The organism is Thiocapsa sp., assembly GCF_035467215.1.
Classification (GTDB): domain Bacteria; phylum Pseudomonadota; class Gammaproteobacteria; order Chromatiales; family Chromatiaceae; genus Thiocapsa.
The window spans coordinates 1-3,358 of record NZ_DATITZ010000336.1 but is presented as its reverse complement, the minus strand read 5'-3'; the positions used below and the strand labels follow the sequence as shown (position 1 = coordinate 3,358).

3 protein-coding genes are annotated in these 3,358 nt (G+C 67.4%); all 3 read left to right on the top strand.

What is annotated here, in order from left to right; translation table 11 throughout:
* Positions 1-435: 435 nt before the first annotated feature.
* Positions 436-1,011 carry a hypothetical protein gene (locus VLR48_RS18190; RefSeq protein WP_325293146.1) on the top strand — a complete coding sequence of 192 codons (576 nt, stop codon included), beginning with the start codon at positions 436-438 and terminating at the stop codon, positions 1,009-1,011.
* Between the two features lie 99 nt (positions 1,012-1,110).
* Positions 1,111-2,391: a sulfotransferase gene (locus VLR48_RS18185; protein WP_325293145.1), complete on the top strand. Its 1,281-nt coding sequence runs from the start codon at positions 1,111-1,113 to the stop codon at positions 2,389-2,391.
* Positions 2,357-3,358 (top strand): glycosyltransferase (locus VLR48_RS18180; RefSeq protein WP_325293144.1); only part of this gene is annotated, 1,002 nt, incomplete at its 3' end. The genes VLR48_RS18185 and VLR48_RS18180, both read left to right, overlap by 35 nt.

Genomic DNA, 3,358 nt, shown 5'->3' with positions numbered 1-3,358 from the left:
GCCGCGTCGTCGCGCGGCAGCCGGCCGGAGGATCATCCGCTGATGATTGCGCCCGTCGGCGAGACCGCCGGAACGCGACCGGCTGCGAGGCCGTCCTCGGACGAGTCCGCCGCCCGGAGCGGTGAAGCGGCCGACACAGCGAGCGATTCGATCGAACGCAAACGCCCGACGGAGCGTGCCGAGGAAGCGCGCCTCGGCGCACAGCCCGGGGGTGCCGAGAATGCCTCGGACGAGACATCCGACACAGGTACCGAGCCGGGGCAGGACGGCAACGCAGCACCGGCCGGCGAGCGGCCTCGGTCCTCGCGTCGGCGTCGCGGCGGCCGCAATCGCCGACGCTCTTCGGCCGGTGTAGACGCGAGCGCGGAGCCGAAGGAAGGCACGGGAGACGAGGCCGGCAGCGCCGAAGGCGCTTCGCATCCGACCGCAGACCCGATGCCCCCGCAGCCGCACGATCGGCAGCCGGCGCACGAGGGACCGATCGAGGCGGTCTCGAAACCCCGCGAGCACCGGTCTGAGCGGCGGATGCGCGAAGTCCCTGTCGTCGCGCAGGGCGAAAACGCGCGCGAGGAGGCGCGACCGGACGGATCGAGCGCCGAGGCATCGATGCCGAGGGAGCGGACCGCACCGATCGTGCATGAGGCTCCCGCCAGCGAGCCGAGCGCTCCGCGCAGGCAGGAGGCTTCGGCCATCGAGCCCACCGCGCCGGTCAAGCACGAGGCCCAGGCGAGCGAGCCGACCTCACCGATCAAGCACGAGACCCAAGCGAGCGAGCCAACCACCACGATGCCGCGCCCGGCGCCCGTCGCGGAGACCGCCCCGCCTCGGCCGGCCGATTCCTCGGCCGGGGCAGACGCGCATCATCATGCGTCCGAAGGGGTCCGGCGTGAAATCAACGCCTCGTCCGACACCGACGATCGGTCGACGGCAAGACCAGAGCCTGTTGCGCCCGCACCCGCCGCGGCGGCAGACTCGGGGGCCGATCCGATCGAACCGAAAGGCGGCGCCTAGCCGCGCAGCAGCGGTTGATCCGCGTCCTCGCGCGACCTGGATCAACCGACCGAAATCGCCTGAAACCGTCAACGCAGGATCCGGCTCATCGGGGTCATCATGCTCGGACTGTTTTTCGAGAGCCTGACCGATTTACTCCGTCTGACCTATCGGACATTCGTACCGGCTCCGGGCCGTCCCCGGCCGAGCGCCAAACGCATGCTGGTGATGAGCGGATTCATTCCGCTCTTCGCACTTGTTCAAGGGATTCATTGGATCGGCTTCCTGCTCGACGAGATCTTCTACCGTGGTTATCGCCGTGTCGCGGTCCGCGAGCCGCTGTTCGTACTCGGTGTACCCCGCAGCGGAACCACCTATCTTCATCGCGTCATCGCGCAGGACACCGCGCTGACGACCTTCTCGACCTGGGAATGTCTCTTCGCACCCTCGGTGACGCAACGGCGTTTCTGGCTCGGCCTCGGGCGGATCGATGCGCGTGTCGGTCGCCCACTCGGGCGGATGCTCGACTGGATCGAGCGACACGCCTTCAAGGGCCTCGATGCGGTTCACGCCATGCGCTTGAGCGACCCGGAAGAGGACTACTTCGCGCTCATGCCCGTGCTGGCCTGCTTCATCCTCGTTCTGCCCTTCCCGCACTCGGATCTGTTGTGGCGCATGGGCCTGTTCGACCGAGACATGCCGGCGGCGCGGCGCGCACGATTGATGGACTTCTATCATCGATGCCTGCAGCGACATCTTTACGTCCAGGGCCCCGAGAAGAGGCTCTTGTCGAAGAACGCCGCCTTCGCCCCGCTGGCCGGCAGTCTGGCGGCGCGCTTCCCGGACGCGCGCTTCATTGTCTGTCTGCGCGAGCCGCATGCCACGCTCCCGTCTCAGCTGAGCTCGCTCGCGGCCGGAATCGACTTCTTCGATGTCCTGTCGGCGAGGCCTGATTTTCGCGAATGCTTGACCGAGCAACTGGGCTTCTACTACAAGAATCTGGAAAGTGCGTTGGGAGAACTTCCCGAGGAGCGCTGCGTATGGGTTACGATGCGCGCGTTGCAGTCGGACCCGGCGTGTCGGATGCCGGAGATTTACGCGCAGCTCGGACTTCCGGCGAGCTCGGAATTTCGCGCAGCGATCGCTCGCCACGCGGCCGGAGCCGGAACCTACCGAAGCGCTCACGGCTACAGTCTGGAGCAGTTCGGACTCTCTCGAGGGGACATCGATCGCGATCCGGGACCCGTCTTCGCGCGGCTTGCCGCTCGGTCGGCATGGACCGCGGCCGATGCATCGTCGATGCACCCGGGGGCGAGGCCCGGCGACGATCCCATGGGCTCATCCTCAACCAGGACACCCGTGCGCCATGCTGAACCTATCCACTGCGGGGACCAGTGTTAGAACACCCGTGCAACCCTGCGCCGCCGAGCTGCGTGTTGCCATCGTGTCCGACGCCGCACCCGAGCGCAACGGTGTGGGCGCCTATTACCGTGACCTTGCCGACCATCTCAGAGGCGCCGGCGTTCGCGTCGATTTAGTCGCCCCGCGTTGTCGCGCGGGATCCTGGTCCGGAGGTCTGACACTCCCGCTCCCCGGCGATCCGACGCAGAAGATCGTCTTGCCCGCCCCTTGGCTCCTGAGCCGACGCCTCGATCGCCTGCGCCCGAACGTCGTCATCGTCCCGACTCCAGGCCCGTTCGGGATGCTCGGAATGCACCTGGCCGAGCGCTGCGGGGCGTCGCTGGTGGTCGGATTCCATACCCATTTCGAGGCGCTGACGACGCTGTTCCAGGACTGGGGTTTGGGCGCGCGCATCGCCAACGGATATCTCGCTGCCTGTCATCGGCTGCTCTTCGGCAAGAGCGATCTGGTCTTGGCAAACTCGCAAGAGATGATGGCGGTGGCGCGATCGATCGGTGCGCGCCGCGTCAGCCTCATGGCAACCCCGATCCCGCGGCGATTTCTCGATATGCCGCCTGTCCCCGCACGCAGGCAAGTCGCTCGCGTGCTTTTCGCCGGGCGTCTGGCACCGGAGAAGAATCTCGACGCCATCGTCGCGGCAGCGCGTCGACTCCCGGAGATCGAGTTCCTGATCGTCGGCGACGGTCCCCTGCGCGCGTGGGTCGAGGGGCAGAGCCGAGGGTTGCCCAACCTCGGACATTCCGGCTGGGTCAGCCGCAGCCGGATCATGGCCCTGATCGACGAGATGGACGCCTTGATCCTGCCCTCGACGGTCGAGTCGTTCGGCACCATTGCATTGGAAGCGATGGCGCGCGCACGCCCGGTGCTGGTGTCCTCGGCCTGCGGCATCCTGAGCTGGGATCTACTCAGCCGAGGCATCTTCCGGATCCAGGAGGGCGAGCACCTC

Coding starts and splice junctions, on each gene's coding strand:
- VLR48_RS18190 (WP_325293146.1), top strand. CDS start 436: ATGCCCCCGCAGCCGCACGATCGGCAGCCGGCGCACGAGGGACCGATC.
- VLR48_RS18185 (WP_325293145.1), top strand. CDS start 1,111: ATGCTCGGACTGTTTTTCGAGAGCCTGACCGATTTACTCCGTCTGACC.